Origin of the sequence: Mesorhizobium sp. M0174, assembly GCF_040322275.1 — a bacterium.
In the GTDB taxonomy this organism is placed as follows: Bacteria; Pseudomonadota; Alphaproteobacteria; order Rhizobiales; family Rhizobiaceae; genus Mesorhizobium.
In genome coordinates this window covers 21019-42522 of record NZ_JAMYTB010000025.1, presented here as the reverse complement: position 1 = coordinate 42522, position 21504 = coordinate 21019, and the positions used below count along the sequence as shown (strand labels likewise).

Here is a 21504-nt window from a genome sequence, read left to right as displayed (position 1 = left end):
ACACGAACGCTGTCAACATCATAAATAATCAAGACACATCATAATATCTCAAGGGACGGGAAAAATGGCGTTTATCGAGGCTCTCGCACTGAAGCCGGTGCTTGAATTTGAGGGAACCAGGCTGCCCACCTCGCAGCTTTGGTCCGCTTCGGAATTTGGTCTAGCGCAGCGGCTTGCGGATCGGCCAAGGCCGGTTACATCATTTCCCATCAGAATCGCGAGCGGCGATGAGGCCGCTCTCCGACATCGGACCTATGAAATGCGTAATCTCGATGCGCCTTTGGCACATTTTGGAATGAGGTGATCGACAGTGCGGTCCACCCTGACAGACATAGCCCGGGAAGCTGGCGTTTCCGCCGCCACGGTCGACCGTGTGCTCAACAACCGCGCCGGGGTCAGGGCGCGCACTCGCGAGGTCGTGCTCGAAACGGCACAGCGGCTTGGCTATATCGCTGAAAATTCAAATCATCCGAGCTCGCTCAACGCGCTGCGCGGTGAGGTCATACGGCTCGATTTCGCCCTGCCCGCCGGCACCAATTCCTTCATCAAGATGCTGCACCGCCAGATCGAGGCGCAGGCGCAGTCGCGGCCTGACCTCGACGTCCGCGTCGCCACTATCGAAGGCTTCAATCCGGATCGGCTCGCCCGTCTGCTGCAGGAACTGCACGGGCAGACGCAAGGCGTCGGTGTGATCGCGCTCGACCATCCGACGGTGCGCGAGGCGATCCGCTCGCTTTCGGCCAGCGGCGTCAAGGTGGTCACCCTCGCTTCCGACATCCTGCATGTGCCGAGGGTTGCCTATATCGGCATCGACAACCGCGCCGCCGGCCGGCTCGCCGGCTACCTGCTCAACCGCTTCATGGGCGCAGGGTGTCCGGGCAAGGTCGCGCTGTTCGCCGGTTCGCTCTCCTACCGCGGCCACGAAGAGCGCGAGATGGGCTTCCGCCACATACTGACGGAAGAATCGCCCAATCTGCAGATCGTCGAGATGCGCGAAATGCTCGACGATCGGGAAAAAGCCTACTCTGAGGCCTCCGCCCTGCTGGACCGGCACCCGGACCTGGCCGCCATCTACAATGTCGGCGCTGGCAACACCGGCATCGCCCGCGCGCTGAAGGAACGTGGGCGCGCGCTGTCGACGGTCTTTCTCGGCCATGAGGTGACGGAAGGCACCAAGGAGCTTCTGCTCGACGGCACGCTCGACGCGGTCATCGACCAGAACCCGCGCGTCGAGGCCCGCGAGGCGCTCAACACCTTGACCCACGCGGTCAGGGGATTGCCTTACGAACTGCACCAGCCGAGGCTGCAAGTGATCTTCAGGGAGAGCATCCCGGAGATCTGAACCCAGGTGAATGGCTGGGTTTTGTGAATCTTGCCGGCGCGCTCATCGACGCCAAGATCGTCAGCGTCGTCTATTCCGGCCAGCCGCTGAACAACACGCCGCTCGACCGCTCGCGGCGACCGTCGGCTTCAGGATGTTGGAAGACCAGCTCACCGTTGGCGCGCAATATCCCAGCGTTGGCAAGATCACGCGCACCAACCGCAGCAAACCGGACGAACCGGCGCTCGTCGATGACGGCTTCGATCTGGTCAACGTCTTTGCCAACTGGCGCATCAACGGCCACGCCAAACTCGATTTCAGCGTCGACCTGGCGGCGGGGCGCGGCGGAACCGATGGCCGGCTAGAGCTTGCTCACCATCGCTTGCGCATCTTCGCCCAGACCGATGGCGATCCGGTCGCCGGAGGCAATGCCTGATATGTCGCAGACGACCAGCGGCATGCTGATTTCGTAGAGGAATTCGGCAACGATGGCGCCGACGGCAAGGATCGGGTCCGGCCGCTCCAGGATAATACCGGCCGGCGCCGTTCCTCTGCGGATCGCTTCGGCCAGAACCGAAGACGAGGACGACGACCCCCGCCCGCTCGGCATCACCAGGATCCTGCCGGCGATATTGCCGCCCAGGTCCGGATGCGAATGGTCGATGATGTCGCCCGTTTCGACGTCGATCCCGCCCCAGAAGCTGAGCGCCTGCGAAAGCACCAGCGCCGGGCCTTGTGCGGAGCCGGCAAGGTGGAATGTACCGGTTCTGGCCGGCGCCTTCATGGCGCGCCTCGCACGACGCGGCCGGCCGCGGCCGAGCGGACGCAGTCTTCCATGTCGCCGAAGGCCACCGAGACACCGATGTTGCCAGGTGCGTAATGCGCCCATTTGCCCGAATTGGTCATCACCACGCCGTCGAGACGCTCGAGGATCGACGTGACATAGGTGCAGGTGTCGGTGACCGGGACAAGGCCGAAGACTTCCATGCCGGCCAGTGCGCCTTCGTCCTGCAGTCGTGTCAGCGTGGCACGCCCTGTGTTGACATAGATCGGGACGCCCCTGCCCGGCGCAACTTCGCGCAGCAGCGGCAACAGGCGCATCCACTCTTCATGGGAGAAATGCGGCGTGCCTAACGACACGGCTGCAAGCTGCACGCCGTCGGGGACGCTCGACAGCCTGGCCAGCGCATGGCGGATATCAGCGCGAGAGATCCGGATTTTTTCCTCTGGCACCAGGCCGTGCAACGCCTCATCCAGCGTCGTCGCCTCCGGCGTAATGCCGACCGCATGAAACAGCGCCACAGCGCCCGTCGTTGCCGCCGCCGCCCCCAGCGCCTTCAGTTGGTCCTCGTCGCGCGGCTGCGGCAGGCCTGATATGACAGGAATGCGGTCGCCGCTCTTTTGCCCGACAAGTAGTCCGACACCCACGAACAGGGCGTCGCTGGGCTCGAGACCGCCAGTCAGCTCGAACAGGATCTGGCCTCGTCGATTTTCACTCAGATGCAGCCCCCAGGCCGGCGCGCGTCCGGTCATTGCGCAGCATAAATCGATGAAATCGCCATAGCGGTTGGTTCGCGCCCCGATCACCGAATTGGCAAAGACGATGGCATTGGACTCACCCCAGGCGATCTGCTCGCCGAACCTTGGCCGGAACCGAGTCTGATAGGGTGCGCAGGTGAAGGTCGCCTGGCAGCCGAGGTCCAGATGCGCCATCATCAGGCGTCGCGCCGGCGCTTCTTGCGACATCGGCATCTTCACCAATCTGGGATGGATGAGGTCGAACGAACCGACATTCAGCGTCGTCGGCACCCGAACGCGGCCGACGCCCTCGATCAGCCTTTCGACGAGATCGAGGCTGGCCTGGCCGTGATAGAGGCAGCCGTCGATATGGGCACCGGCAATATCCAACAACTTGCGCGCGCCGACCGCCTTCGCGAAGGCGACCAGGATCTTCATGGCGGCAGCCGCTGCCGAGCCTTGCTCGCCATGCAGCATCGACTGGTCACGGGCCGTCAATTCCAGCATCATCGGCAAATTCCCGAGCCCGCACTATGCCGATCAAGCACTCCCTGATTGCGGAGCGTCTGGCAAGACAGAGCTTCGGATCTCTTCTACTTCGCGGCGATCAGCAGACCAGACGTTCACAGCTCCTCGCAAAGCGAGAGAGACGCGAAGCACGGTCGGAGAGCGGGCGATCCACGGCGGAAACGGCGCTATTCCTTCTGGGACGGTCCGTCGGCCGTGCTGCGGTCGCCATCTGCAGAATGCGGCAGGATGCCGAAGTCGCGCGACTTGGTCCCATGCGCCGCCGTCAGGAAACCATCGGCTGTGAGACCTCGCCTCAAAAGCTCACGTACCGCGGCCGACCGGCTCGGCATGTGCTTTTCGAAGCGCCAGTTCTCCAATGCCGCCAGTTCATCGACAGTCAGCATGATCTGCAGTCGTTCCGGGCGTTCCAGTTCGGACATCTCGGCCTCCAGTCATACCAGCCTAGTTAGTATGTCCCTGATTTTGTGTAGAATTAGGTACATGAGCAGAGTACGTCAAGGCCTTCAGATGTGTGACTCATGCAGAAGTCTGATGAAGCGGATCAAGCATCAATTGGACAATCCACAAAATACGCTAACTATTTGACACGAAACGATTTTTCAATGGTCTTCGCTTGCCAATCACGAGCCCTGGGCGCATGGTAGAACACGAGGGACAAACCGCTCCTGAAAGGAAGGTTTTCCATGCGCTACGGATTTTCGGTTCGCCTGCACGAAGACGTCGGTTCCCGAGTTCGAGCTACATTGCGGTCCGGGATTGCCATCAATCTGACTGCTGTCGCCGAAGCCGTGCGACTGCAAAACCTCGCCGAGAATATTGCGCGCGAAGACATCGAATGGCTCGTCATGCAGGCAGCCCAGCTCCAAGGCGCAGCTATCGAGTTCGACGGCTTCGCGGAAGCCGATCTGGCGGAGTTTGCGTGCACTCAGCTGATGCAAAGCAGCCCCGCATTGGGCTGGGACGCCCTGGAAGGCGGGGGGGCCGTTTCGCCGGATCTTGGCCGTCAAACGCATTGAAGCGCGTGCTCCTGTGAGCCCAGCCATGCTGCCGCCACGTGCTCGGCAAAAAAGCCCGCCGCAATGGCGGGCTTTGGACTGCTGGAGGTCTGGTGGACGAAGGCCTCTCGGCCCGGTCCGACATTTCATTCCGATGTATTCGCCTTAGCGGCGCGCGATAAGCAGGCACAATTGGCGCAGATCGCTATCGTAAGTGCCTTCGCTACTCAGCACGTCGACGCAGCGCTTCTTCATCCTGGCCAACTTGTCGCTCGACATGTCTGCGACGACCTGGGGTAAGCTGGGATTGCTGGGATTGGACGGGCTGCCCGGGTTGGACAGATTGCTCGGATTGGTACCACCGATCCCGACACCGGCGCCGACATTGATGCCGCTGCCGACCCTGACCCCCGCGCCAGCCCCAACGCCGCTGCCGATACCTACCCCCGCGTCGGCGGCAATGCCGCTCGAACCGCCAACCGTTGCGCCGGCACCAGCGTTGATGCCGCTTCTGCCCCCAACCGACGCGCCGGCGCCTGCGGCGATGTCCCTGGAACCGCCAACCGTAGCACCGGCACCGGTGTTAATGCCGCTGCCGCCCACCAAGGCACCGAAGCCTGCCTTGATGCCGCCGCTGCCGCCAACCGTTGCGCCGGCACCGGCGTTGATGCCGCCGCGACCGCCAACCGTCGCGCCGAGGCCGGCATTGATGCCGCCGTTGCCGCCGATGGATGTTCCAACACCAACGGCAATTCCGTTCGCGGCATTCACGGGCATCGAGAGCATGAAAAGCGCTACGCTGCCCGCCACTGCACCGGTGATCGTTTTGATGTTGATGGTCATAACATTCTCCCTGCTGTAGTTTCGCTGAGCAACCCGCGAACTCGCCGGTTGCATTACGCCCTAAGTGCAAGGAAGAAGATCGGTTTCTTTACCGATCAACTTGCTGGTCCCATGGTGTATTTTCAAAGAACAGCCGCGTGAAATTTGTATTGAAATTTTCCGAAAGTTTGAAGCGATGCGAGAGTCGGCTGGTCGGCGCCGCAACAAACGAACGTCGCAACGGGTCGGCGGCCGAAAAGGCGAATTTCTAATCTGCAAACCACAACATCAAACCGACCCCTCGGCAATAGAACAATGGGCCGAGAATATCCGCGCTGCGCGGGTTGCTTCACCGTGCTGCGTCATTTTTGACCGATCTGGACTGTCTCTGCTGCCGACCGCGGACGAAAGTACAAAGCGCCGAACCGCGAGATCCAGCGATGGAATCAAATCCGCTCGAGTTCACGCTTTGCGTGGTCGCGCCTTGGATTTGGTTTCCTCCTTGGCGGCGGGCGCCGTCTTAGGCTGACGTGGTGATGGCTTCGGCCGGCTGGCGGTCTTCTCTTTCGTGGCGATTTCTGCGTCGATTTCGGCGGTAGCCTGATCCCAATGTTGCTGATGCGCCCCGTCGGGCCTGCCTGCCCGTTCCCAGATCGCGTGTGCACGCTGGCGAATCCGTTCCTGTCTGTCCCTCACCGTTGCCTCCGTCGGTTTATGCGTAAGCAACTTTGTTCTAGCTGAAATTTCGACCGGCGTCTTGATCCCCAGGCAACACCGTCATTGAACCTCTCTGTCACACAGGACGGCGACGCCGAGGAGCGCCGCCTTCTTGATGATCAGCCCTTCAAGGTCGGCGTCCGAGCGCTCGGTTCCGGTGCGTTCGCGCAACAGTGCAATCGCCGCCTTCATCGACAGCAGCCCATCGCCTCGTTCAGCAAGCAGTTTGTCGACGGCGGCGGCCACGTTGGCCCGCTCGACATGCGGCAGCATGGGAATGGCTCCTTTCCTTGTTTCGCGACGACAGCGGCTCCATCCCGATCGCTCGGGATGGAGCTCTTATTCGATAATTTAGACCGTGACCTTTCCAAATCCGGTTCGCGGTTTGGAACGCCGATCACTCGATGACGTGCACGATCTTGCGGGTGCCTGGGTCGACGAGCACGGTGCGATTGCCGACGACGACGTATCTGTACTTCACGTCGGGAACATCGATCGGTTGCAGCTCGACCGTATCTGGCACCGTGGAACCGATATTGAGCTCCACGCCCAGAAGATTGATCGACGCCAACGGGTGCTTATGGACGTATTCGCGGATGACCGTCTGCTGTTCGGGCGTGACAATCACCTGGTCCGCGGTGGCCACGCCGACGCCGGCGAGCAACACCAATCCCGCCGCAGCAGGAACAAGGTGGATTTTCATCGTCTACTCCTGTTGTTACGGGCCTCGCCCTTACAGTTGCGACGCGGCTTCCGGTCGAAGCGGCGAACCCTCTAGGCAAACGCCCACGCCACCTTGTTGTTCCGTAAGTGGCGGCTAATCGAATGGCGGTGAAGTGCCCGCGCGGTGCGGCGAATGAACTGCAAATGAGCTACGGTGGCCCGCGTCGCAAGACGCGGGCCGATCGGTTTCCCGATCAGCAGCGACACCGGAGGGGGATGATATCGGCTGCGTCTGAAACAACGTTTAGGACAAGCTAATGTTCCTGAGAGAGGGCAACAAACCTGCCGGTACAGCGCGACGTTACCGCCCATGGGCAAGCCCCTGTGGCCGCAAATGAAGCGGCTACTGCTTTGGCGGTTGTGGCGGCACCTCGCCGGGCTTGAGCACCGGGGTCTTGCCCTCGTCCGGCGGTGGCGCCGCCATGCCCTGATCGCCCGTTGGCGGCGGCTTCAGGACCCCACCGCATGGCTCGAGCGTGTCGGACAAATTGTTGCCGGCCGGCTTCTGCTGCTGGTTCTTCTGATCCTGCGGCTCGACCTTGCAGCGGTCGGATTGCGCCTGTTCGCCCGGCTGCGCGGCCGCCGGCGCCGCCAGCAGCGCACCTAGCATATACGGCAAGAAAATGAGCGGTCTCATGTCGAGCTCCTTTCGCGCCAGTATCTTCTGAATGTGAAGGCGGGCAGGCGCGATTGGTTCCGTCGTGCGGCAATGCGCCCAGACCGCAGCGGCCCGGAACCGGCTGCCAGACTTATGAGTTCAACCACTGAGCCAGTTCAGGGCTGCCGACATTATGGAGAACCAGCGATGGAACCGCGCAGGAAAGAACGAACCGACGACGAGACAGAGAGCCCGACCATCCAGCAACAGGACTGGGATGCCATCCGGAGTGGGAGAATCCTCCCAGACGGCGTGCCGCAAAACGGCGACATCCGTTACGACGTCGAGAAAGACGGCGAACTGCCGGAGGAGGACGACGACAACGCCTACCAGGACAGCGACGAGGCCTTGCCGGACGATACTGAGGAACGCGTTATTTCACGCGATCTCGCACGCGAAGGTGGTCCTTTCGACGAGGAATGAGCGACTGCCTTTCGCACTGCGCTCGCTATCCGGGTAGACGGTCGGATGAGCCTCTGCTTTCAATTCGGGAGGTCGAAGACCGGCTCCTGGCAGCGATAGACCAGACATTGACCATCACGCGTCTTGATATACGCGGAGCGCGGCACTTGCGGCCAGTCGCATTCATTGCCGAATTGGCGGACGTAACGGTCGTAGGTGTTCTGGCCGGTGGTCAGCACCACCGAGCGATGCCTCTGGATCAGAAGCTGCGTCTGTTCGCATGTCATCGCGCGGCTGTCCGGCCGGGCGTCGGCCGTCGCGGCAGACAGAAGCGCCCCGGCTGTAAGGACTGCCGCTTGTGTCAGGACTCTGCCAAGCATGAGACCATCTCCCGTGAAGCCTAACGCGCATCTTGGTTTCGCAAGCGCCGGATCGAGCCGCCCTCGCAAAGAAAAGATCGTACAGATTGCCAGGAAAAATGCAAAAGCCCGCCGCACCTTTCGGCGCGGCGGGCTTCAACTGAACGTCACTCTTAGTCAGGCTTGGGCGGCTTACTCCTCCTTCACCGGCCCGAACCGGCGCACGATCATTTCGAAGACGATATCCGAGATCCACATCGCCGATACGCCAATCAGAAAGGCCGCGGCCAGCGTCGTGGTGTCGTCGTCCGGCGAAGGAAAGGGCAGGCCGGCGGCGCGGAAATAATGCACGACCGGCAGCGTCAGATAGGCCGCCGCCAGCGCGCCGCAGATCGGCGAGGCCACCATTTCGCGGACCTTGTAGCGGTGACGTGACAAGGCCCGCAAAATGCCGCCGGACAGGCCGGCGACCAATACCGGCGCCTTGATGCCCAGAACGTCGAGCAGCTCATGCATCATGGCGTCCACCCGCACCATCTGGCGCCCTGCCCGTTGAAGGCGTTCATCTCGTCGAGCTCGGGCCGGGTCATGGCGGCGACGACCGGGGCGGATGGCCGGCGTGGCTGACTTTGGTCGCACCAGACTTGCCGCGGATTGCCGGCCGGCGCGGTTGTCGTGCAGCCGGCCAGCACCAGGCAGAGGATCAGCGCCTTGCCCATTTCTCAGCCTCCGCTCTTGCTGCCGCATCGATCATGCCGGCGGCCTTCCGCCCTTCGGCGGAAGCCTCGCGGTTCATTTCGAGGCGGTCCTCGGCGGCCGCGATTTTTGCCTCGACCTGTTTGACCGCCTCCTTCTTCGCCCGGTTGAAGCCGCCTGCAATGTAAAGGCCGATGCCGCCGGCCACAGCAGCGAATACCGTCATGACGACCTTGTTGCCGATGATGGTGCTGAGAATGGCGAGGAGCGCGGTCATCACAAATCCTCGGCGCGGCGGCGGCGCAGGAACTCGGTCAAGACGCCGTTGATCACAAGAAACCAGGGGAACCATTCCCCTGGGATGACCGGCGAAAGAACCTGCGGGTCGACATAGGTGACGATGCTCGCGATGATGCCGATAGCCGCCTGAAGCCGCGCCCAGACAATTGTTTCGCTGTCGCGGAAGAAGCTCTTGATCCGGGTCCACATGTCATTTCCTTCCGAATAGTTTGAGGATTGCTGATAATTTGAGGATGGTGGCGATCAGCGCTGCCCAGAAGCCGGGCTTGGCGGCAGGCACAGGAGGCCCAGGAGGCGCGTGCGTGGCGGCCGCTTGTGGAACGGGAATTGGGCTGGCTGGCTCTGGCGGAGTTGCAGGGACGACCGCCGACGACAGCGGGCCGGCAGACGGCCAAGGCGTGTCCTTGATGCGCGACCATTTGCGATAGGCCTCTGCGAGCCTGGTATCGTAGGCGTTCTTGCGATAGCCGGCGCCGTTGTAGCCCTTGGCGAAGCCTGCCCAGTCATGGTTGCGCAGATTGTCGTCGAGCTTGTTCGTCTTGATGAAGTTGATCGCGGCCTCAAGCTGGGCTTCCTCGTCGGCCATCATGGCTTCCACCATGGCCTGCACTGTCGCGAACCCGGCGGCGGCGTGGTTTTCGCCGAGAACCTGGCCAAGACCCCATGACGCGGATTTGAGCGCCGCGGTTTCGTCGATCGCACAAGCTGCCTTGAGCCGTGGGTAGCCATCCCTGGGATAGGGCTTCTCGCCCCACTTCGAATAGGCGAGGCCAGCGGCTACCGCTCTTGCCCGCTTGGCACCCGACAGGTTGCGATAGAAGACGTGCGGCTCGAACAGGATGACCGGCCGGCCAAGGGCGTCGAAGCCGTGCCCGCTCGTTTCAACATCGAGGAACGCGTGCATCTCGTCCTCGCCGACGCCGATCCGGGCGCCGAGTTTCGGCAAGTCCATATCATCGAGGCGCCTGGCGGCGCCCTTGAACAAACGGTCCATAGGTTTCCTTTCCGCCCTCGCGGGCAGAGTTTTGAGCTTGAAACGGCACGTGCGTGGCGGCAGAGCAGAATTGGGCGGCAGCGCGCGCCGATGTGGCAAGCAAGGTTGATGTTTTCGACCCGCCATGTGAAATGGCCGCGGGATGGTGCACATGTCTGATGACGAACAAACCGCTGCGGCGCGCTGGACGGTGAAGTCCGAACTCCGCGCCGTCGGTCGCGACAAGCCGCTGCTGCTGGTGCTGGCGGCGATCCTCTGCCTCTATTGTGCGTTTATCGCCGGACCGATCGTCTACGCGGTGCTGGCCATCAACGGCATTGCGAATTTCTTCAAATGAAGCCGGTTCCGGCGATCTCGCTCCGGTCCCGGTTCCTGCGTCCACCGCGCCCGAAATTGCTCGACCTGGATGAAATTGCTTAGCCGGGATGAAACCGTTCCCGTCTATCGTTCGTACCTGTAGCGGGTACGGGAGGACACGTGACGATAAGAATCAGGCTTCCAGGCGGGACTTTGAAGATCAAGAAAAGGGACGAGCTGCGGCGGCGCGAGCAGAAGCGCGAGGTGCCGGTTTGGCAGGTCGGCAATTATTTCGTCATCTGGTGCCCGAGCGGCATGTCCGATCGCCCATCGTCGCCCAACAAGTCCTCGCCCAGGAAATAGCCCGGGCACCCGACGATCCCGACCCGGCACTGATGCCTCGGTGCCGGATCAGGAACCGCCGTGCGCGCCAAACTTCCGAGACCGCTCGACAAATCCCAGAAAAAGTCAGCGGACAGGCGTTGACTCTTCCGCCACGGAAGGTTTTGATGCTGCATTGCACAATCAGGCGGGGGCCGATGGCAGTACGTATCAGAATGCCCGGCGGCACGCTGAAGGTGAAAGTGTACCGCGAATTGCGCGATCGCGAGCGCGCCCGCCGCATACCTGTCGTCAAGATCGGCCGGGTTTATTTCACCTGGTGGTCGAACCGCCAGCGACTCATTGACGACCAGTCGCCACGGTGAACGTCCCAATTCTTCCGACCTGGCATGCGCCTGGGAAGCCCGCTCAGCCTCCGCAGGCGAGCTCGCAAGATAAGTTGATGAGGCTGCTGTTGACTCTTCCGTGACGGAAGGTCTCTACTTACCGCATTGCACGAAAATTGCTGCGTTGCACAACGGGAGTTGGACCGATGGCAGTGCGTATCAGGTTGCCTGGCGGCACTCTGAAGATGAAGACCTATCGTGAGTTGCGAGCCCGGGAACGCGACCGCCGCGTGCCTGTGATGAAGATGGGTTCGCTTTATTTTGTCTGGTGGTCGAAACGCCAGGAACCTCACCAGAAGCCGCAGGACAGCAGACGGTAGCGGCTCCGCCGGCGACGGGTCCGCGTCAGCGATGAACCCTGAGAATTCCGAAATACAACTCCAGCTATAGGATTTCTGGTCGGCCGGGTGTGCCATTGTTGGTGCGCACAGCATCCAGAGCGGCCCTCGCAGAGCAATTCTTCCGACGTCTTTTCGGCGATTTTCAAACGGCGTCCAGACTGGCGGGCGCGGGTGTTTGCAACTTGCAAACCGTCGCCGCTTGTCGCAATAGCTAGGTCGTAAAGAGACGCATGGATGATGGAGGCTGACCTGTCTATTGCGAACAGCCAATTTCGGTTGTCGGCTCAGTTAGCCGACGAGCCACCAATCCGACGTGCAATTATTGATTCGGACCTCGAAGATATTGATTCGGACCTCGAAGACGCGGCGCGGACATTCTTCGAAGGGGTATCTGAACACCAACATTGGAAGCATTTCTTCGAGCGATCGCAGCTTTTCGCAGAGAGGGTGCGAAAGTCGCGCTTCGGCCGCAACTGATATGCCATTCGTTCCACCATTCCTCTACCGCCTAGCCGGCATCAACTCCGGCCCCGAAACGAAGCTAAGTTTGCGGAGCGTCCGCAGTTTGCGGCGAGGCAAGCATGCGATCGGCGAAGAATGCATCATCAACGGCGTCTTTTCCTTCGATCGCGCCGATGCAAAGATCACCGTTGGAAAAAGATCCTATATCGGCAAGAGCCACCTCGTGGCGGCTGAGAAGATCGAAATCGGAGATGACGTGATCATTAGTTGGGGTACCACAGTCGTCGATCACAACTCACACGCGACGGGTTGGCAAGACCGCAAGGAAGATGTCGCCGACTGGCATCAGGGAAAAAAGGACTGGTCAAAGATCACCATTGCGCCAGTGAAGATTGAAGACAGCGTCTTTATCGGCTTCAACGTCATTATTCTCAAGGGCGTAACGATCGGCAAGGGATCGGTCGTTGGTGCGGGGTCTGTCGTCACGAAAGACGTGCCGCCCTTTAGTATGGTCGGCGGTAATCCTGCAAAGCAAATCGGCGGCGCTGCTGCTAGATCATTGACTTGAGCACAGAGCTCCGGCCATGTAGGCCATGCTGCGCATCGCCGTCTTGGGTGCAAACCTTAGAAATTCGGTCCGCAGTCTGTGTTTTACCCATCCTTTTTTTTCGCCAGCCAAATGCTGTTCATAGGCGAGGTCGTGCGCAAAAACCTTTAGCCGTTCTACCTTTAGCCCGGACGTTTTGAGAAGGTTTTCAAACGTTTGGGTCGTGTAAAAGTTGATATGCCCATACGGCCCTGACATTCGAATGGCCTTGCTGAGATCTCGCGTATGCTCCAAAGGCACTTCAATATAGAGCTTCTTGCAGACCCGAGCTGCCTCCCTCAGAAACATCCGTTCGTGCTCGACGTGTTCGACGACGTGAATGGCAAGCCCGAGATCGAACGACTTGTCGGGATGAGGGATGTGATAGCCGTCGAATACGTCGATGCTGTCCAGTTTGGCGATTTTTCTTGCCTTGATGGCCTCGACGCCGCTCTTCGAAATCTCGACGGCGCCAAGCTTCTTACCGAGCCCCTTCCTGTTCAGCTTATCCAGCACCGCACCTTCGCCCGCCCCGATGTCAAGAATCCTGTCGAAGAATTGGCCTTGAATGACCGCTTCGATGTGCCCGACCGACTGGTTTGAAGCTATGTCCCGTTTTGCGGCTACTTTTCCATCGGCGTAATAGTCGTCATAGATGTCGATGATGCTGCCGGCATGCGCCATGAGACAATCCTCCAAGGATAGCCCCCGCCGACCTCATCCTGCCGTTGCCTGCGAATGGCGTCCAGCGTCGACTACGCCGCCTACCCAGACCTCAACGAGACCCTCAATGTCGCCGTCAGGAACCGGGATTTCGCGGCTGTGTGCCGGATCCTTCGGCTTTGCGACCATGATCATTGCGCCCACCACCAGCCATTCCTCGCCCTCCTCGAGCTCGGTGATGATTTCGCCCTTATGCTGAATAGCGAATGCCATTGCTTATCCCCTTTCCGCGACTTGTTCGATGAAGCGCAGCGCATTGCCGTCATGGCCGGCATCGTTGAAATGCAAGCCCTCTTGATAGTTTCCCGAATTGATGTAGTCGAAGCCGTCGATCGGGATGGTCAGCACATTGCGCGATCGATAGGTTTGACGGATTGCGCCAAGGGCGGCATCATAGCTCCGACCGCCCGTGTAGCTTGCATCCCATGCGGCTGACGGCCGCGTCGGCGGCATCACAAGGATACGCGGTGCAGCGGCCGCTTCCAGCGTGTTGATGATTGTTGCGATGTTTGCCGATATCGTGGCCGGCGGCGTGCCAAAGCTGTCATTGATGCCGAGCGCCAGGATGGGCACGATCTTGCCGCCGGCGTAGCCGCATTGAGCGGCGGCCGATGTAAGACGCGCGGTGTTGAATGACGAGAAGGCATAGCTGCCGTGTGCCGCGCGCAAGGTGCGCAGGCGCGGACGCGAGCCGGCCGCCTTGACGCCAAGCCTGATGAGCCCGGTAATCTCGACAGGACCGCCGACAGCCGTAAGAGTGTAATTGCCGCTTGCCGCCTGCCCGGTGAGCGACGGCCCCGAATACCTATCAAGCGCCAGGGCGCCGGCGCAGTTGACGGTTTTGTACGCCGCGCCGCCGTTGAAGACAAAGGCAAGCGATCCCTGAGCGGCGTCCTGAGTGTAGTGGACGTCGACCTGTTCATAGGTGCCGGTAAACGCCAAGGAAGCGCCGGCGGCGAGGATGATGCTCTCGCCGATCGGCCCGCGCGACCCTGTCGACACGCTCCCGGCGACGGTAACGCCATAGAAAGTCGGAAGGTAGGTAGAGCTTGGCCGCAAAGCAGTCATGCCCGGTTCATCGTCGGCAATGCCGATATTGGCAAAACGCGTAACCAGGTTGAACCAGTGTTTCGGCCCGTCGCTGGCAAGCGCCCAATGGCCGATGCTATCGGCGATCAGGCAGAGCACATCGTTGTTGGCGATGTGTTCGGCCATCGTCGCGCGAAAGCCGTCATAGAGATTTTGCAGCGACGGCCGGCGCGGAATGAAGAAGCGCTTACTGTTGACGGCCGGCTTGCCAGGTCCCCAAAAACCGTCGCCAGATGCGGGAATGGCCGTCAAGGCGAAATTTCCAGGCGGCACATAGGGATTGGGATGAGCGCTCGCCGCGGACGCAAACAGCGCGGTCGCATCGACGACGCCGTTAGGATCGGCGCCAGCCAGCAGGTTCATGCCGGTATTGCTAGCGCCGCCGGTCAAGGCCCGGTCGGCATCGGCGAGCAGACCGGTCTTGATCGTAAAGCGGACCTCGTACCGATGCTGGGCGGACGATGCTACGGTCGCGCCATTCGACAGCGCGCCTGATTTGATCCATGCCGGGATGCCTTGCGGGTTGACGTTGTTTTGAAATTTGTAGGCGCCACCGCTGATCGCCGGATATTTGCCGGCTGGGATTGGGATACCCAGCGGGATATGAACGACCCCGTTGACCAGCGTCACCGCATATGTGCTTAGGATGTTGACCACCAACCCGCCGAGATAGTCCACTACATGAATGAGCGCAGCGCCGGCGCCAGCGCCAGCGCCAACGTCCACCGCTGTAATATGGCCGTCGGCCGGCGCTGGCGTCTGCATGATGACGCTGTAGCTGCCCGGAACGTCCGACCCCGTGTTGACCAGCGTCGGCCAGCCGATTTCCTGGCTAACGCCGACAGCGGAAACGAGACCGTTTGCCGTGGTATAGGCAGCACGCGCCTTGACGGCGACTTCGCCGGTGAAGGTCGCCTTCCACTGCGGACCATTTACAGCGCCTATAGTCTTGGCAGTGTGCGAGGCCGGAACCGCCGCCGTGAACCACTCGACTTCGCCGTTCGGAATTGCCCCGGCAGTGTAGTACCAGCTACCAGCGCCAGTGCGCTGGACGCCCATGACGCTGCCGGCAGGCTTCAGGATCGAAAGCCCTGAAACAACAGACGACGGGCCGGCTGGAACGGACATTGTCTGCTCGGAAACCAGGCTAAGCGTCCCGTCGCCCTCGACGTGGGCAATAAGGATGTGGGCTGTTCCCGGCACGATGCCAAATCCAAGCTCCAAGGTCGACAGATATTCATCGACCGTCGACAGCGATCCAGGCCAGAAATAGACGCTGTCGTTCGTAATCACCGTGCCGCCGACGGAACCCGTGATCGGAACGGGTCCGACGATCCTTGAGCTGATCAGGCCAATTTCCGCCGTTGCCGCCCGGACGCCCGTATCAACTGCTACCGGTCCGGCCCCAACATTGAACAACCCCAAAGAACCTGTCGAAACTTCGGTCCAGAAATACTCACCGACATCGACATTCCTGCCCAGCACCGCCGCGGCGGCGGCGCCGGCCAGTCCTGCCGACGCCGCAAAGCTGAACGTCGGCGCCACTGTGTAGGAGCCCGGCGCCGTGATCAGTATCTGCGTCAGCACCCCGCCCGCCACCACGAAGCGGCCGGCAGCGCCCGACCCGGTGCCGCCGGTAAACGCCAGGTCGAACATGCCGTTGGCGCCGCCCGAGCCTGGCGTGATCGCTCCGTTGCCGGCAACGCCGAAGCCGATTGCGGCGGCAGTCGTCGGGAAAATGCCCTTGCCGTAAAGCGATGCGTCGCGTGCGGCCTGAGCGCTGATGACGGCCGCCGCGGCCGCGACGGAATCGGAATTGGTCGCAGCCCGGTCGGCAGTGGTTTGGCCGGCATTCGCGGCGGAAGCGGCGGCGCTGGCGGATGCCTGGCCGGCGCTGGCTTCGGCAGCATCCTTCAGCGCCTGGGTTTCATCGCGCAGCGCTTCGACCTCATCGACCATGTCCGCGATGTCGGGCGGAACGGATGCGGCGACGGTGATGGCATCGGCGCCGACGGCCGGCTCGTCGGCCGTGAACTCGAACACGCGGCCGGCATTGACCGATCCGATCTGGGTATGGACGGTGGTGCCCTTCTGCAGGGTGCGCGTAGTGCGGGCATCGGCGGCGCGGAACCATTCGCCTGCGCTCGCGGTGTAGATGCCGTTTTGCGTCGGGTCGGCCTGGTCCTTGACCAGCACGCGGTCGCCGACCTCGGCCGGCACGCCGTCGATCGCCTGCAGGCCATGCAGGAGGATGTCGGCCGTGGTCGCGAGGCGCACGGGTTCGCGTTCGCCGGTCAGGAGACGAACGGCGGCAGTTGCAGGTCGGGACATGAGGGCTTGCTCCATAAAAAAAGCCCCGCACAAGCGAGGCTGGAAGGGGTTCAGTGCTGTCGGTGGGAAACTTAGGCTACGCGGCCGGACACCGCCCTATCCGGCGCAGCCGGCGATTTTCCGGACAGAGAGCGGCAACGGGCTACAGCAATCCGCCAATGAGCCTTCTTGTGCCGCCCATTGCCGCCAGTCCGCAGGCCATGCCGGCGCAGTCGGCGACCCAGTCGAGGATATCCATATCGCGCGCGATCAGTTGGGCGCCCTGAAGAAGCTCGATCGCCGCGCCGGTGATGGCGAGGAGCAGGACCAGTCTCGTCTTGTGTTCCGGCCAGCCGAGGCTTCCAAGCGCCGCCAGCACCGCGAATGCCGCGGCGTGGTTGAGCTTGTCGTGGTGGAAGGTGAAGCCCAGGTCCAACTCCTGCAGGAAGCGCACCGGCGAAAGCGCGAGCAGGAGAACGCCGGCCAAGGTGAGCAGAAAAACGATCCTTGCCATGGTCGAAAAAGAGTCAGTGCGCAACAGGTCAATCCTTCGTCTGAAATGGGAGGCGATCCAGAAGGCACCACCGACTGGGATCGCTCTGCGGTTATCAGGCCATAAGCCAGCATCGTGACCACAATCAGACCGCTGGCCCGGTTGCGGCACGCTCTACTCGGGCCGTCCGGCCACAAAACCGATAGCGCGCATCACAGACCGCGGGGGGTTGCACCCCTTCAGACCAGAGGCAAATACCGCCTCTAGCCAAGCTTCGAACGGGAGTTCCCCAGTGGCAGATCAGCGGAAACCCTGTTTTAGAGAAGGTCTCGGATATTGACAGGTGTTCCCGGTGGCAGGTCTTTCACCTTCGCAATAAGTTGGCCCATTATGTGCCAATAGACTTCCAGGTCCGACAGCTCCTGGTTTTTGATTTCGTCCTTCCCGTTGAGAAACAGCGGTATCTTATAGCCGACGCACTGGTTAAAGGCTGGCTCGGCGCCGCCGGCCTCACGCCAATCTGAGTAGAGATTGGCGGCCAATGCTGCATCTTCGTCCTCGATGACATCGACTTCGTGGAAGGTCCGGATGTTGGCGGGCACCTGAAGAGCCTCGCCCATGCCCGGCTCGAACATCACGACACCAGGTTCCCCTTGTTCCAGCCTTTGGCTATCGACTGCAAGCGCCGTCCCCAGCCAATCATAACCAAAGCAGGTGATCCGGCCGGTGAATTCCGGAAAACCCAGGCAGACACGTGCGTTCCAACGTGCCACGTCCTGCGCCCGGATTATCCTGTACAAACCGTGCTTGAACGAAGCACCGCCGAAGCTGGTCAGCAACTCGGCTAACCCAGGCACTTTCGTATCCAGGGAGAAATTGCCGGTGTCCGCGGGCACCCTGCTATCCACCGGGAAGTTTTGGCGAAATGTCTCGAACATTGCGATCTCCAATCTACCAGCCCGATCAATCTGACGGTGCCTAACCTACTCTTGCGGAACGTGGAACGGTTTGATCGTAGCGGAAGGGAGACCTCGTTCATCAAACACATCGAAGACTCGCTCCGATAAGACGAGGTTAAAATTCTTGGCGATGCCGAAGTCATCGTGACCCGCTTTCCCGCTCACCTTCAGCCACACGAAAGATGGAAGCTCTACCTCGGGCTGCTGTTCGCGGAAATCTTCGGACGTTATGACTTCAACAGGGGCGAATGCCGCTCCGGTGAAGCCGATTTTTGATAATGCGTGCGCGGCCTCTTCCGTCACGAGAAAACATGGAAAGCTTGTTATAAGAACATCACCGATCCATCCCTCCATCTGGTACACAAGCTTGCTCACGATAGGAGGGTGGACACTGGTATCCATGATAGTGCCGTCACCCAATCCACCGGCCACATCGGGCAGAATGTCATAGTATCTCATCAGTCACCTATTGGTGGATCGAACAAATGTCCATACTTCTTGTCGATTTCAGTAACATAGTCAAGGACCTTCTGGCGGGTAGCGTGAGGGTTGTTCTTGTAGAAATATTCCCACTCGTTCCGAATTACCTTCTGGTGCAAATTTATGTCGAACTCTTTCCGGATTCCGCGAAGATTCTCGATTGAATGCAGCTCTTGCTCTGTAAAAAGCCCGGGATACCTTTTAAAAACTCCCTGCTCGACGCCATGATGCACTATGTAGTCGCTTTTGTTGAGACTAGGATTCGCGTCGAAAAAGGTTTTTCGATAGTCCTTGAATGGAGACCACCCAACCTTCGCCTCGGCATGTTTAACTTTGGACGTATCCCTAGCAAGCATCGCACCTAGTAACGCGGTATCAAAGGCACTATCGGACATTTCACCGGCTCGCGCCTTCCGGCGTGGGCTTGGTGGCGAGACCGAGCGCGCAAGCGCTTGCTGATGTCTAAGGGTTTCGGCATCTACACCATGAACAAGCGCCTCGCCGCCTTCGGCTAGGCCAGTTGGCAGCCTCGAAAATATTGGGAGTTTCTCTACCCATGGCTTGGCAATCTTCGCGGCAGCGCGTTCCAGGGCCACCGCCGCCAACCTATTGCCAGGAATTGCGCCCGCGGCATTGAGCAGTATTTCGTCGTAGTTGCCCTCCAGCGCTGCATTTCCAGCCTTCTCCAGTGCAAATGACGTCCCCAACGGCGTGAAGTCGGCCACCGAGATGCTGTCTTCGCCAAGCCCATCGGAGCCCACGAGTTTTTGCGCGAGAAGACGCCCTAGGCTCCCCCGCTCACTGTCGCCGGCTATCAATTTCCCGAGCCACTCTTGATTCGTCGGGAGGTAGTTGGTGAGTTCCGCGTTTGCTCCCGATCGTCCTGGCTCGACAGTGTTGGCCAAATCGAGCAGCATCATCGGGTCGACTACAGCTGCCCGGAACGACCTGTCCGCGATGCTGTTGTCCGTTTGGGATACGCTGGTCTGAAGCAGGTGGTTCAGTACCGCTTCGCGCGCGACTTGATTCGGTAGTGCGGCGAACACATTGCGCAGCTCTGCGGTCTGGTCTTGCGGCTGGGCCTTGAGTCTGCCGACAATGTCCTCAGCAACGGAGTTGGGTAGCGGCTGGGCGGTCTCAAAACCCAACTGTTGCTGGGCGGCGAGGGAGCCAATGATCGCCGCCTGATAGTCTCCCGGCGTCGACAGGTTGCTCCAGGCCGCATCAAGGTTCGCGAATGCCTCCCGGACATAGCCGCCGGGGTCGGCCCGCCTGGCCTTGAACGTCAGGTCCGCGGCGGTGGCGATAGCGTCGTGCCGCGCCTTGTCCTCTTCCGGCGCTGCACTGTCTGCCGCGGGGTCGGCGTCCTTGACCATGGCTCGCACGGCGTTGTTCGCAACGTCGCGCATGTCGTGGAAATGACGACTGACGTCGATGGTCCTGTTGAACGCCTCGAAGCGCCTGGCGCCCTCGGTGGCGCCATAGAGAGCGACGAACTGTTCCGACGTTGGGATCGGGCCGGAATAGGTTCCGGTGTCCCTGATGGCGACCGGCGCATTCTGCTCGGCTAGGCCAATGCTGATACGTGTGCCGATTTGCCGTGTCGCATCGGCAGCGTGGGCTCGCCGCACCAAGGCTGGCCGCTCTTCGGACGGAATGTCGTCCCGAAAAGCCTGCGCGACTCTTTCGTTCGGCGTAAGCTTGCCTACGCGGTCACGGGACGTAACCGGTGTGGCAGACCCACTCGCCCGAGGCCCACCCACAGCCTCGATGGTATCGTCCTTGGTCCTGCCGTCCGTTGAGACCGGCCCAGTCCCCAGCATCCCGGCAACGCGCTTCGGGTCTTGGGCGATCATCGCCTGGGCGAGCGCCTTTGCCGTGTTGGCGCGCCAGGCGGCCTCGGCCGCCTGCCGGGCCGCCGCGTTGCCCATCTTGCCGATCAGGTCGAGCCCGCTCTGCCTGATCGCCTCGAATGTTTCTATGTCGTTCGGGTCGCTTTGCGCGATCGAGCCGGTATAGATTTGCTCGACCTTGCTCCACTCGGTCTGTTCATAGCTCTGGCGCCGCGCGTGCTGCTGCGCGGCCATGCGCGCCGAGCCGGCCAGCCGCAACGCCTGCTTTTGCGCGAGGAAGTTGGCGCGTTCGCCCTCCGGCACTTTCGCCGCGGTGTCGTCGAAGATCTGGTCGAACAGGCCGGGCTTGACGACGCCGTCGCTGCGCGGATCGAGCTGGCCATACATGAAGTCGTGCAGGCCGCCGCCGTCGGCCGGCGCGGTCTGCACCGCCACGGCCTCGGCGTGCGCTATGCGTGCGTTCAGCTCGCGGCCGATAATGCCGGCGTCGAACGCATCCTGCTGCTGCTTCTGCTGCCGGAAGCGTTCGGCAATCGCCGACAACTCGTCGCCAAAGCCTTGCATGGCGGCGCCCACCGGCGAGCCGTTGGGATAGGAGGCCACAGTGCCGGTGTCGAGGCGGCGCTGGGCAAGCTGGAGCGGGATGGTGGCCATCAGTAGAGGCCTCCACCCGGCGCCGGCGGGAAGGCGCTTCTGCCGAACGTCACCGTCTTGGCCGGGTCGTAGAGGCCGGAGATGCCCGACACGAGGCTGCCGCCGGCCTTGAAGATCGAGGCGCCCACCGCCTGCTTGCCGGAAAAGCGCGCGATCGCCGCTTGCGTGGCGAGACCGTTCTGGCGCAGCTGCGAGCCGTACTGGATCGCCTTGAGGTCGAGCTGGCCCTGCCTGGCATTGGCCGTCAGCACCTCGGTCGGAGAACCAGAAATGGCGACGCCCGAAGTGCCGGCCTGGGCACGCGCCTGAGCCTGGAGGAGATCCTGTTTGTGGCGCTCCTGGCCCTGCTCGAAGACCGAGCTTTGGGCGTCGGCCCGCGCCTGCTGTTCATAGGCCTTGGCCTGGTAGTCGGCCATCTGCTTGGACTGCTGGCCTTCCGCCAGCGCGCCGCCGACGGAAAGCGCCGTACCGATAAGAGCTAGTGTGCACATGG

General features: G+C 61.4%; 32 protein-coding genes. 10 read left to right on the top strand and 22 right to left on the bottom strand.

Going from position 1 to position 21504, the window contains the following annotated elements; translation table 11 throughout:
- The first annotated feature begins 310 nt into the window (after positions 1 to 310).
- Positions 311 to 1342, top strand: coding sequence for a LacI family DNA-binding transcriptional regulator (locus NKJ13_RS27835; RefSeq protein ID WP_352778888.1), 1032 nt, complete (start codon positions 311 to 313; stop codon positions 1340 to 1342).
- Between the two features lie 10 nt (positions 1343 to 1352).
- The gene (locus NKJ13_RS27830) at positions 1353 to 1757 is read left to right on the top strand and encodes a hypothetical protein (RefSeq protein ID WP_352778886.1); all 405 of its coding nucleotides are present in this window, start codon (positions 1353 to 1355) and stop codon (positions 1755 to 1757) included.
- Here NKJ13_RS27830 and NKJ13_RS27825 read toward each other — a convergent pair.
- The 3 genes from NKJ13_RS27825 to NKJ13_RS27815 all read right to left on the bottom strand — a co-directional run bounded on the left by NKJ13_RS27825 (position 1683) and on the right by NKJ13_RS27815 (position 3789).
- A complete protein-coding gene (locus NKJ13_RS27825) occupies positions 1683 to 2105 on the bottom strand; it encodes an aconitase X swivel domain-containing protein (RefSeq protein WP_352778883.1) in 423 nt (140 codons plus the stop codon). The two genes, NKJ13_RS27830 and NKJ13_RS27825, sit on opposite strands and share 75 nt — an antisense overlap.
- Positions 2102 to 3349, bottom strand: coding sequence for an aconitase X (locus tag NKJ13_RS27820; protein WP_352778881.1), 1248 nt, complete (start codon positions 3347 to 3349; stop codon positions 2102 to 2104). The genes NKJ13_RS27825 and NKJ13_RS27820 overlap by 4 nt, the downstream gene beginning before the upstream one ends.
- A gap of 185 nt (positions 3350 to 3534) precedes the next feature.
- Positions 3535 to 3789: a hypothetical protein gene (locus NKJ13_RS27815; RefSeq protein WP_254820505.1), complete on the bottom strand. Its 255-nt coding sequence runs from the start codon at positions 3787 to 3789 to the stop codon at positions 3535 to 3537.
- Between the two features lie 264 nt (positions 3790 to 4053).
- On the opposite strand from NKJ13_RS27815, the gene NKJ13_RS27810 reads away from it, so the two are divergent.
- The gene (locus NKJ13_RS27810; RefSeq protein WP_352687451.1) at positions 4054 to 4386 is read left to right on the top strand and encodes a hypothetical protein; all 333 of its coding nucleotides are present in this window, start codon (positions 4054 to 4056) and stop codon (positions 4384 to 4386) included.
- Between the two features lie 144 nt (positions 4387 to 4530).
- On the opposite strand, the gene NKJ13_RS27805 is transcribed toward NKJ13_RS27810, so the two are convergent.
- The 5 genes from NKJ13_RS27805 to NKJ13_RS27785 form a co-directional block, all read right to left on the bottom strand.
- Positions 4531 to 5208 carry a hypothetical protein gene (locus tag NKJ13_RS27805; protein ID WP_352778879.1) on the bottom strand — a complete coding sequence of 226 codons (678 nt, stop codon included), beginning with the start codon at positions 5206 to 5208 and terminating at the stop codon, positions 4531 to 4533.
- A gap of 441 nt (positions 5209 to 5649) precedes the next feature.
- On the bottom strand, positions 5650 to 5883 hold the full coding sequence (locus NKJ13_RS27800; RefSeq protein WP_352740636.1) for a DUF2934 domain-containing protein: 234 nt from the start codon (positions 5881 to 5883) through the stop codon (positions 5650 to 5652).
- 81 nt (positions 5884 to 5964) lie between these two features.
- Positions 5965 to 6177: a hypothetical protein gene (locus tag NKJ13_RS27795; RefSeq protein WP_254820502.1), complete on the bottom strand. Its 213-nt coding sequence runs from the start codon at positions 6175 to 6177 to the stop codon at positions 5965 to 5967.
- 124 nt (positions 6178 to 6301) lie between these two features.
- Entirely contained in the window at positions 6302 to 6607 is a 306-nt protein-coding gene (locus NKJ13_RS27790; protein WP_352475486.1) for a DUF1236 domain-containing protein, read from the bottom strand.
- Between the two features lie 363 nt (positions 6608 to 6970).
- Positions 6971 to 7264, bottom strand: a complete 294-nt coding sequence (locus tag NKJ13_RS27785; RefSeq protein ID WP_352644917.1) for a hypothetical protein — start codon at positions 7262 to 7264, stop codon at positions 6971 to 6973.
- 168 nt (positions 7265 to 7432) lie between these two features.
- On the opposite strand from NKJ13_RS27785, the gene NKJ13_RS27780 reads away from it, so the two are divergent.
- Positions 7433 to 7708 (top strand): hypothetical protein, encoded by a 276-nt coding sequence (locus NKJ13_RS27780; protein WP_254820499.1) that lies wholly within the window; start codon positions 7433 to 7435, stop codon positions 7706 to 7708.
- A gap of 59 nt (positions 7709 to 7767) precedes the next feature.
- Here the strand turns inward: NKJ13_RS27780 and NKJ13_RS27775 are convergent, their stop codons facing one another.
- From NKJ13_RS27775 to NKJ13_RS27750, 6 genes are all read right to left on the bottom strand, one after another.
- On the bottom strand, positions 7768 to 8067 hold the full coding sequence (locus tag NKJ13_RS27775; RefSeq protein WP_352740638.1) for a hypothetical protein: 300 nt from the start codon (positions 8065 to 8067) through the stop codon (positions 7768 to 7770).
- A gap of 171 nt (positions 8068 to 8238) precedes the next feature.
- Positions 8239 to 8562: a hypothetical protein gene (locus NKJ13_RS27770; protein WP_352505661.1), complete on the bottom strand. Its 324-nt coding sequence runs from the start codon at positions 8560 to 8562 to the stop codon at positions 8239 to 8241.
- Entirely contained in the window at positions 8562 to 8765 is a 204-nt protein-coding gene (locus NKJ13_RS27765) for a hypothetical protein (protein ID WP_254820497.1), read from the bottom strand. The genes NKJ13_RS27770 and NKJ13_RS27765 overlap by 1 nt, the downstream gene beginning before the upstream one ends.
- Positions 8750 to 9019, bottom strand: a complete 270-nt coding sequence (locus tag NKJ13_RS27760) for a hypothetical protein (protein WP_352505491.1) — start codon at positions 9017 to 9019, stop codon at positions 8750 to 8752. Before NKJ13_RS27760 ends, NKJ13_RS27765 begins: the two co-directional genes overlap by 16 nt.
- Positions 9019 to 9231, bottom strand: a complete 213-nt coding sequence (locus NKJ13_RS27755) for a hypothetical protein (RefSeq protein ID WP_352740641.1) — start codon at positions 9229 to 9231, stop codon at positions 9019 to 9021. Before NKJ13_RS27755 ends, NKJ13_RS27760 begins: the two co-directional genes overlap by 1 nt.
- A 1-nt stretch (position 9232) precedes the next feature.
- On the bottom strand, positions 9233 to 10036 hold the full coding sequence (locus tag NKJ13_RS27750) for an N-acetylmuramidase family protein (protein WP_352740643.1): 804 nt from the start codon (positions 10034 to 10036) through the stop codon (positions 9233 to 9235).
- A gap of 151 nt (positions 10037 to 10187) precedes the next feature.
- On the opposite strand from NKJ13_RS27750, the gene NKJ13_RS27745 reads away from it, so the two are divergent.
- From NKJ13_RS27745 to NKJ13_RS27720, 6 genes are all read left to right on the top strand, one after another.
- The gene (locus NKJ13_RS27745; RefSeq protein WP_352740644.1) at positions 10188 to 10373 is read left to right on the top strand and encodes a hypothetical protein; all 186 of its coding nucleotides are present in this window, start codon (positions 10188 to 10190) and stop codon (positions 10371 to 10373) included.
- 173 nt (positions 10374 to 10546) lie between these two features.
- Positions 10547 to 10696: a hypothetical protein gene (locus tag NKJ13_RS27740; protein ID WP_352740646.1), complete on the top strand. Its 150-nt coding sequence runs from the start codon at positions 10547 to 10549 to the stop codon at positions 10694 to 10696.
- Positions 10697 to 10872: 176 nt separating this feature from the next.
- Positions 10873 to 11040, top strand: coding sequence for a hypothetical protein (locus NKJ13_RS27735; protein ID WP_254820491.1), 168 nt, complete (start codon positions 10873 to 10875; stop codon positions 11038 to 11040).
- Positions 11041 to 11207: 167 nt separating this feature from the next.
- Complete coding sequence (locus tag NKJ13_RS27730; protein WP_352740647.1) at positions 11208 to 11381, top strand: hypothetical protein; 174 nt, start codon at positions 11208 to 11210, stop codon at positions 11379 to 11381.
- Positions 11382 to 11636: 255 nt separating this feature from the next.
- A complete protein-coding gene (locus tag NKJ13_RS27725) occupies positions 11637 to 11879 on the top strand; it encodes a hypothetical protein (protein WP_352705211.1) in 243 nt (80 codons plus the stop codon).
- Position 11880: 1 nt separating this feature from the next.
- Complete coding sequence (locus NKJ13_RS27720; RefSeq protein ID WP_352705213.1) at positions 11881 to 12432, top strand: acyltransferase; 552 nt, start codon at positions 11881 to 11883, stop codon at positions 12430 to 12432.
- On the opposite strand, the gene NKJ13_RS27715 is transcribed toward NKJ13_RS27720, so the two are convergent.
- The 8 genes from NKJ13_RS27715 to NKJ13_RS27680 all read right to left on the bottom strand — a co-directional run bounded on the left by NKJ13_RS27715 (position 12421) and on the right by NKJ13_RS27680 (position 21502).
- The gene (locus tag NKJ13_RS27715; RefSeq protein WP_352705215.1) at positions 12421 to 13134 is read right to left on the bottom strand and encodes a class I SAM-dependent methyltransferase; all 714 of its coding nucleotides are present in this window, start codon (positions 13132 to 13134) and stop codon (positions 12421 to 12423) included. The genes NKJ13_RS27720 and NKJ13_RS27715 overlap by 12 nt on opposite strands.
- A 33-nt stretch (positions 13135 to 13167) precedes the next feature.
- Positions 13168 to 13386, bottom strand: coding sequence for a hypothetical protein (locus tag NKJ13_RS27710; RefSeq protein ID WP_352740649.1), 219 nt, complete (start codon positions 13384 to 13386; stop codon positions 13168 to 13170).
- A 3-nt stretch (positions 13387 to 13389) separates the two neighbouring features.
- Entirely contained in the window at positions 13390 to 16593 is a 3204-nt protein-coding gene (locus NKJ13_RS27705) for an SGNH/GDSL hydrolase family protein (RefSeq protein ID WP_352778877.1), read from the bottom strand.
- A 142-nt stretch (positions 16594 to 16735) separates the two neighbouring features.
- Positions 16736 to 17110, bottom strand: a complete 375-nt coding sequence (locus tag NKJ13_RS27700; RefSeq protein ID WP_352705219.1) for a hypothetical protein — start codon at positions 17108 to 17110, stop codon at positions 16736 to 16738.
- Between the two features lie 272 nt (positions 17111 to 17382).
- Entirely contained in the window at positions 17383 to 18003 is a 621-nt protein-coding gene (locus NKJ13_RS27695; protein ID WP_352687438.1) for a DUF1851 domain-containing protein, read from the bottom strand.
- 45 nt (positions 18004 to 18048) lie between these two features.
- A complete protein-coding gene (locus tag NKJ13_RS27690) occupies positions 18049 to 18483 on the bottom strand; it encodes a hypothetical protein (protein WP_352475500.1) in 435 nt (144 codons plus the stop codon).
- Positions 18483 to 21011, bottom strand: a complete 2529-nt coding sequence (locus NKJ13_RS27685; RefSeq protein ID WP_352687436.1) for a hypothetical protein — start codon at positions 21009 to 21011, stop codon at positions 18483 to 18485. Before NKJ13_RS27685 ends, NKJ13_RS27690 begins: the two co-directional genes overlap by 1 nt.
- Entirely contained in the window at positions 21011 to 21502 is a 492-nt protein-coding gene (locus NKJ13_RS27680; RefSeq protein ID WP_352740099.1) for a hypothetical protein, read from the bottom strand. Before NKJ13_RS27680 ends, NKJ13_RS27685 begins: the two co-directional genes overlap by 1 nt.
- Positions 21503 to 21504: the final 2 nt, after the last annotated feature.